The following is a 7733-nucleotide window of genomic DNA, read 5'->3' as shown; positions in this document are numbered from 1 at the left end:
GAGGTGACCGAGGAAGAAGACACCGCCGCGTCGGACGCTTTGGACAGTCTGGCTGCGGTAGAGATCGACACGCCAGAGGAGGACGACAGCGCCGATGTGTTGGGCGATCTCGCCGCGCTGGAGGTGACTGAGGAAGAAGACACCACCGCGTCGAATGCTTTGGACAGTCTGGCCGCAGTGGAGATCGACACGCCAGAAGAGGATGACAGCGCCGATGTGCTTGGCGACCTCGCCGCGCTGGAGGTAACCGACGAGGAAGACACTGCCGCGTCGGACGCCTTGGAAAGCTTGGCCGCAGTGGAAGTTGCCACGCCAGAAGAGGACGACAGCGCCGACGTGCTCGGCGATCTCGCCGCGCTAGAGGTGACCGAGGAAGAAGACACCACCGCGTCGGACGCTTTGGACAGTCTGGCTGCGGTAGAGATCGGCGCACCAGAAGAGGACGACAGCGCCGATGTGCTCGGCGACCTCGCGGCGTTGGAGGTGACTGCGGATGATGCAGACGCGCCAGTAGATGACCTGGCGGATCTACTTGGCGATTTGGATGTGGTACCTGAAGAGCAGAAAATTGATCCTGTTGCTGAGGCGTTGGGCAGTTTGCCTGAGGCAGCCGAGACTACGCCGGAAGAAAATTCGTTGGAAGATATGTTGGAAGGATTGGATTCCCCTGAAGAGGACGGTTCGGAGGGATTGGATCTAGATGATGTTCTAAGTGGGCTAACGGAGGAAGAGGCTCCAGCTACACCAACTGACGGTGACGGGTTGGACGCACTTCTGGCTGATATTGACGCTGAGGATACAAACACTGCGGTGGAATCGGATGAGCCCACGTCTAGCGATAGTGAAGATGATTCCGCGGCTTTGGGGCTGGATGATTTGTTGGGAGATCTGGATCTGGCTGAAGACGATGAAGATGACGATCTGGATGGGTTGTTTTCTGGATTGGAGGAAGAAGCTACGTCAGAGGCGGAGGAAGCGCAGGACACTGGAAGTGATTTGGATGATTTGCTGGGGGATCTGGAGGAGGATGACACGGATTTGGATGCACTGTTAGGTGCTGAAGAGGATGATGCCGAGATGGATCTTGATGATCTGCTTGGTGGATTGGATGACGCCAGCGACGATGAGGGCGGTAATCTGGATGATCTGCTTGGCGGATTGGATGACGCCAGCGACGATGAGGGCGGTGATCTGGACGATTTGCTTGGCGGATTGGATGACGCTAGCGACGATGAGGGCGGTGATCTGGACGATCTGCTTGGCGGATTGGATGACGTCAGCGACGACGGGGGCAGTGATCTGGATGATCTGCTGGGGGACTTGGACAGTGGTGATGACACCAACAAAGCCGCCACTGCTGAGACCAACCAGAATGAGGAACCGGAACTCGCTTACGGGACAATTAGCGGCGACAGACCCGAGCCTCAAAAACTGGTGCGCAAGAGATTCCGGCTAGCAATTCTGGGGGATTTTTCAGGCCGCGCTGCCAAAGGGCAGATTGAAACAGGTGACGCACTGGCGGCCCGCCGCGCAATCCTACTGGATCCGGATACGGTTGAAGATGTCATCGAGAGTTTTGCCACTGAATTGCTGTTGCCAATTGGTAAAGATGGCACTGGGATAGCTGTTAAGCTGGGCGGGCTGGACGACCTGCATCCGGATGAGTTGTATGAAAACGTTGAGTTGTTTTCAGAACTGGTGGGGCTGCGCAAACAATTGCAAAGCGGAGTAACGGCGGATCATGCGGCCAAGACCCTGCGCGCATGGGGTGAAAAGCATGGCAATCGCGTCAAGCCACCCAAGCCACGATCCGGTGGTAATGCAGTGCCAGCCGATCGTCGCCTTAGCGCCTTTCAACAGCTAATCGGAGATGCTGAAAATCAGCTGGGGCAGGCTTCGCCGGTGCAGGATTTGTTGGCCCGTGTGGTTGGACCGCATATTCGGGCGCTGCCGGATGCCGATGCGACGGCGATGATTGGCGCGGTGGACGAGGCCCTCTCGGATGCGATGCGTATGGTGTTGCATCACCCCGAATTTCAGTCTCTTGAGGGGCAGTGGCGCTCGCTTGATCTGATCGCACGTTCGGTTGAGGTCGATGACACGCTGGAAGTGATGTTGTACGATATCTCCGCCGAAGAGCTTGCCGCCGATCTAGCTGCAGCCGAAGACCTGACAGAAAGTGGGTTTGTTCGATTGCTGACAGGTGAACCACTGGACGAGGAAAATGGCCGAGGCGGATATTCGGCGTTGATCGGGCTGTATCAGTTTGAGGAAACGCCGCCACATGCTGAACTGTTGGGCCGGATTGCGCGGGTTGCGGCGCATGTTGATGCGCCATTCTTTGCAGGTATTTCACCCGGGTTCCTGGATACGGAAAAAGCCAAACTGCCTGCCCTGGTAGCGTCGGCCTGGGATACGCTGCGCGGTATGGCAGAGGCAGGACATCTGGGGCTGGTATCTCCACGGTTTATGCTGCGCCGCCCTTATGGGACCAAAAGTGAACCCATCTACGAGTTTGAATTTGAGGAGTTCACCGAGGCTGAAGGGCTGCGTGGAATGCTTTGGGCCAATCCGGTGGTGCTGGTGGCAATTCTTCTGGCGAGGTCTTTCAAGCAAAACGGCGCTTCGATGGGATTGGGGAAAATTATGTCGCTGGGCGAGATTCCGTTCCACTATGTCAATGATCGTTACGGCGATCAGGTGGCCTTGCCCTGCACAGAGCGTAACATCAACTTGGATAAGATTGCGCTGGCACAAGAGCGTGGTTTCATGGCTGTTTCTTCGGTCAAAGGGCGGGATGAAATCCGTCTGACCTCCTTTGCGTCGCTTGCCGGAGGAGAAATTCTGGGCCCTTGGACCGGGGTGCCCGCGCCGAAACCCTCACCACCGGATCCAAAGCCTGTTGCGTCTGTGGACGCGGAGGAGGATGATAAAGATGATCTGGGGTTAGACGATTTGGATCTGGGAGGCGATGACGGCGACCTGGACGATCTTCTCGCCGGCTTTGGCGATGATGATGGCGATGACGACGGCGACATGGATGAAGACCTGGCCGCCTTATTGGATGATTTATGATGTCAGTGATTGATGAGTTAACATATTTTTTGCGCCCGGTTTTCCCCGGTGAAAGGAGGCGCCATGGCCGAAAGTAAACCACATGAGCATAGCCTGGTTTGGATGTCAGGTAGCTACAAGGCTCGCGAACTGCTGTTGAAACGCGCCATCGTGCGTGAGGGGTTGAGCAAGCTGACCGAAACCACGGTCGAATTCCAGTCTAAGAACAAGTCCGAGAAGCTGGATCAGATTGTTGGCCATACTATGAATCTGCATGTGCAGACCGAAGATGGTACTGATCAGAAGTTTTCTGGCCTGTGCATTTCGGTTGAAAACCTTGGGATGCGCGATGGGTATGGTCATTACGTCGCCGAAGTGCGCCCATGGTTCTGGCTGCTGACCCGGACACAGGATTGTCGGGTGTTTCAGAACATTTCAGCGCTCGACATCATCAAACAGCTTTTTGGGGAATATGGGCTCAACGATTTTCGTGACCGGACAAGCGGCAGCTATGAAGAACGCGAATATTGCCTGCAATACCGGGAAAGCGATTTTGATTTTCTCTGCCGCCTGATGGAGGAGGAGGGAATCTATTACTACTTTGATAGCACCAGCGATAAGAACGCGCCCGAGAAACTGCTTCTCTGTGATGGCATTAGTGGCCATTCCCCTATTAACGGCAATTCGACTGTTGAATTTCATGCGCGTGATGATGCGGACCGACGGCGCAAGGACCACGTCGCCGAATGGGGCAAAGAAGAGGTTCTGACTAAAGGAAAGGTAACGTTGAACGATTTTGATTTCCTGTCACCTACAGCGGATCTTAAGGTCAACAACAAAATCGAAAAAGGGACCCACCCGCACAAGGATTACGAGGTCTATGACTATCCTGGCCATTATCGCAAAAATTCGGGGTTGGGAAACACGCAGGCACGGGTCCGGATGGAAGCTGAAGCGATCCGGCATAAACGCTGGCGGGGTGCGACAAGTGTGCGGACTATGGGAACGGGATATACGTTCAAACTGAAAAACCATCCTGAACGCGAAGCAAATGCCGAGTATTTGGTGGTGGATACAGTTCACTATTTGCAGGTGGCCAGCGACTTTTCTGAGCGAGAGAGTCGGCGTAGGAAGGGTCCTGATGGAAAAGAGATGCGCCATGACCTGAAGGCCAAGAATATGGACTTCCCGGAAGAAATGAAAGGCGATGCCTATGCCTCTACTTTTGGAGCTATTCCCAAGCAAGATCAGTTTCGCGCACCACTGAATACCGCCTGGCCTGAAATTGCCGGGCTGCATACTGCCACGGTTGTGGGGCAAAGTGGCGAAGAGATTTGGACCGATGAACATGGACGTATCAAGGTGCAGTTTCATTGGGATCGCGAAGGCGAAGATGATGAGAAATCTTCGTGCTTTGTGCGTGTGGTGACGCCCTGGTCAGGCAAAGGCTGGGGTATGGTGGCGGTGCCGCGCATGGGCCAAGAAGTGGTCATCCAGTTTGAGGAAGGGGACCCAGATCGGCCAATTTGCACCGGCATGTTGTACAACAAAGATACAATGCCGCCCTACGCACTCCCCGATAATCAGACGCAGATGGGGTTCAAAACCAACTCATCCAAAGGCGGTGGCGGTTACAATGAATGGATGTTCGAGGATAAAAAAGACGCAGAGTTGATGCGCGTACAGGCGCAAAAAGATCACCAAAGACTGGTTAAGAATAAATCGGTGGTGACAATAGGTCTGGATGAGATTGATGCCGGAGCGCATGACGAGGACGGCTGTGAAAGCAAAGTGGTTAAACAGCACGTCACGGAAACGTTGCTAGAAGGAGATCATTACTTCACCATCGAAACGGGGTCTCAGGAAATCGAGATCAAGACTGACAAGACACAGACCATTGAAGGCAAGCACACCAAGACCATTACCGGGAATGATGCGACCACTGTGAAAACGGGTAACATGACAGTGGATGTCAGTTCTGGAAAAATCGAGATGACAGCGGCCATTGAAATTTTACTTACGGTTGGCGGATCTTCGATTAAGATCGATAATTCTGGGGTGACAATCAAAGGACCAATGATCAAAATCGAAGGCTCTGGAATGGTTGAAGCAAAGGCACCGATGACAACTGTCAAGGGTGATGGCATGCTGACCCTTAAGGGCGGTCTGACGATGATCAACTAGGTGGGAAGAATGACGACAATGATGTTCAATGACCTGGTGAAAATGCCTGATGACCCTGTGGCAAAACTTTTGTCGCGTGCCAATGTTATGTTGAAAACCCCGCTTCAGTCACCGCCGACGGCAGAGGCTTCTGTGGTGCTGAAAGAGTTGAACGACAAAGGTGCACTGGTGGATCTGTTGAGGTTATTGGCAATTCTGTTGCCACCACGTGAGCGGGTCTGGTGGGCCTGTATGGCCGCACGCGATTACATTGGGCCGCGTTCAGATAAAGATCCGCCGTCGTTAACCGCTGCTGAGGCTTGGGTTTATGAACCTTCAGAAGAAAACCGCGATGCGGCTCGGATCACGTTGGACAATGCCTATGTCGACGATGACACGGTGAATTGTGCACTGGCCGTACTGTATAGTGACGGCACCCTTGGTCCGGGAGATTTGAAACAATATCCTGCTCCGGCAGGGGCATCGGAAACAGCGGCTTTTGCTATGAATATGGTGGCCTTATCGGAATTGTCTGATAAGTTTGAAGAGCATGGCCGCGTACTGGTTGAGCGCGCGCTGAACATTGGGCGCGGCGGTAATGGGCAGATGGAACCAGTTCATGCCATGGACGACCAAGCGTAACAAGGAGAAGGTTAAGATATGGGAATGCCCCAAGCTCGCGTATCGGACCTGCACGCCTGCATGTTGCCGTCGATTCCACCTCCACCGGTGCTTCCAGTGCCGACACCGATTCTGCCGCCTTGCGCTGTTACCGTGCTAGTCGGAAAGCTACCTGCAGCACGGTTGACGGATATGTGTACCGCGGCGCCACCGCACCCCATTATCAAAGGGTCAATGACGGTATTGATCTGCGGTTTGCCTGCAGCACGGATCATGGATAATGCCGCCTGCGGGGGTATGATCGTCAAAGGCGAGTTCACGGTTTTGGTTGGAGGATGACGCCACCAATGGCAGTGACACTAAAATTCCAAAGTTCGGGCACCATTCCCGGTGATGCCGCACCAGTTCCAATGCGTGGTCCCAGCCTGACGGTTGGGCGTGGCGACAGCAATGATTTGGTGCTACCCGATCCCGACCAATTGTTGTCACGCAATCACTGTGTGATCGAGGACCACAACGGCAATGTGGTTGTGGTTGATCTCAGTTCAAACGGCACCTTCCTGAACTACTCCAAAATCCCGTTAGGCCGTACGCCAACCCCGTTGAACAACGGGGATGTATTATGTGTTGGCAATTATGAAATGGTGGTGGAGATCCGCAGTGAGCTGGCGGAGGTTGGCGATATGATCGCGGCCCCAGCTGCGCAGGCTTCTGCTTCACACGGAATGGCGGAAAACGCGCCGGACCCAATGAAACTGTTGGATGATGCTGGGCCTGGCGGAGATTTTCTGGATGATCTTTTGGGGACACCTACACCAACCGGACCGTCGCAGATAAACCCAGTGGATCCTATTGACGAATTGCTGCCGCCGATGGGGCAAGAAGAAGATCCATTTTTCCAAAAACCTGTTGATGGGCGGGAAGGGGAGGGCGCTAGTCTGCCGACCCACAATCCTTCAGCGCAGGACGCGTTTGCGCCACAAATGGCACAGTCTACCGCAGCAATTCCTGACGACTGGGATGATGACTTTTTGTCCGGTATTGGCGAACAAGCTGATCCCCAACCTGAAACAACACTACCCCCCAGTGCACCGTCGCCAGCAGAGGAACTACCGGCAGCGGGATCTCTGATTGAGGAAGCCCTTCCAGAGGACGTCTCGGAACTCGAGGTTGCACCGGATGATTCTATTACGCTTCAGCCTGCGGCTCGACCTGTCGAGCTTGACGAGCCACCCGAAGCAAAATCCCCACCAGCACCGCCTAGCAGTGCCGAAAAATCTGATGCGATCGAGTCCTTCTTACGTGGTTTAGGGATTGAAGATCTGAAGCTAGATGCCGAAGACCATCACAATGCACTGGCGCGTATGGGCCGAGTAATGCGTACTCTTGTTACTGGGCTGCGTGAAATTTTGATGACCCGAGCCTCGATTAAGTCAGAGTTCCGTATCGAGCAGACAATGATATCTTCCGGGGGGAACAATCCGCTTAAGTTTTCTATCACGCCGGAGCAAGCGATAGAGGCTATGGTGCGCCCAGCCACCAAGGGGTACCTGAGTCCGGAAACTGCGGCCGAACAGGCGCTGAACGATATTAAGGCCCATGAGGTGGCAATGCTGACCGGAATGGAAGCAGCGCTGAAAGGTGTTTTAAAACGGTTAGATCCCAAAACACTGGAAACACAGATCGAGAAAAAAAGTGGGCTAGGTGGGCTGCTTAAGGGCAAAAAGGCGCGCTACTGGGATGTCTATGAACAACTGTATACCGAGATTTCGGACCAGGCAGAAAATGATTTTCATGACTTGTTCAGCCGCGAATTTTCGCGTGCCTATAAGCAGCAGCTGGACAGGCTAAAGGAATAAACGGCGCCAATTACGCCGAACTAGAATGAGGAGAAC

Annotated in this window: 5 protein-coding genes; all 5 read left to right on the top strand. The window is 54.0% G+C overall.

The window, feature by feature from the left end; all coding sequences use genetic code 11:
- Positions 1-3075 (top strand): type VI secretion system contractile sheath domain-containing protein (locus tag GO984_RS23030; RefSeq protein WP_157024879.1); only part of this gene is annotated, 3075 nt, incomplete at its 5' end.
- A gap of 63 nt (positions 3076-3138) precedes the next feature.
- Positions 3139-5238 (top strand): type VI secretion system Vgr family protein, encoded by a 2100-nt coding sequence (locus GO984_RS23025; protein WP_157024878.1) that lies wholly within the window; start codon positions 3139-3141, stop codon positions 5236-5238.
- 9 nt (positions 5239-5247) lie between these two features.
- Entirely contained in the window at positions 5248-5859 is a 612-nt protein-coding gene (locus GO984_RS23020) for a DUF6931 family protein (protein WP_157024877.1), read from the top strand.
- A gap of 18 nt (positions 5860-5877) precedes the next feature.
- Complete coding sequence (locus GO984_RS23015; RefSeq protein ID WP_138163468.1) at positions 5878-6177, top strand: PAAR domain-containing protein; 300 nt, start codon at positions 5878-5880, stop codon at positions 6175-6177.
- Positions 6178-6185: 8 nt separating this feature from the next.
- On the top strand, positions 6186-7697 hold the full coding sequence (gene tagH, locus GO984_RS23010) for a type VI secretion system-associated FHA domain protein TagH (protein ID WP_157024876.1): 1512 nt from the start codon (positions 6186-6188) through the stop codon (positions 7695-7697).
- Positions 7698-7733 lie beyond the last annotated feature (36 nt).

Origin of the sequence: Parasedimentitalea huanghaiensis (assembly GCF_009753675.1) — a bacterium.
GTDB lineage: Bacteria > Pseudomonadota > Alphaproteobacteria > Rhodobacterales > Rhodobacteraceae > Parasedimentitalea > Parasedimentitalea huanghaiensis.
The sequence above is the reverse complement of the archived record's forward strand: the minus strand, read 5'-3'. Positions and strand labels throughout refer to the sequence as shown.

Coding starts and splice junctions, on each gene's coding strand:
- GO984_RS23025 (WP_157024878.1), top strand. CDS start 3,139: ATGGCCGAAAGTAAACCACATGAGCATAGCCTGGTTTGGATGTCAGGT.
- GO984_RS23020 (WP_157024877.1), top strand. CDS start 5,248: ATGACGACAATGATGTTCAATGACCTGGTGAAAATGCCTGATGACCCT.
- GO984_RS23015 (WP_138163468.1), top strand. CDS start 5,878: ATGGGAATGCCCCAAGCTCGCGTATCGGACCTGCACGCCTGCATGTTG.
- tagH (WP_157024876.1), top strand. CDS start 6,186: ATGGCAGTGACACTAAAATTCCAAAGTTCGGGCACCATTCCCGGTGAT.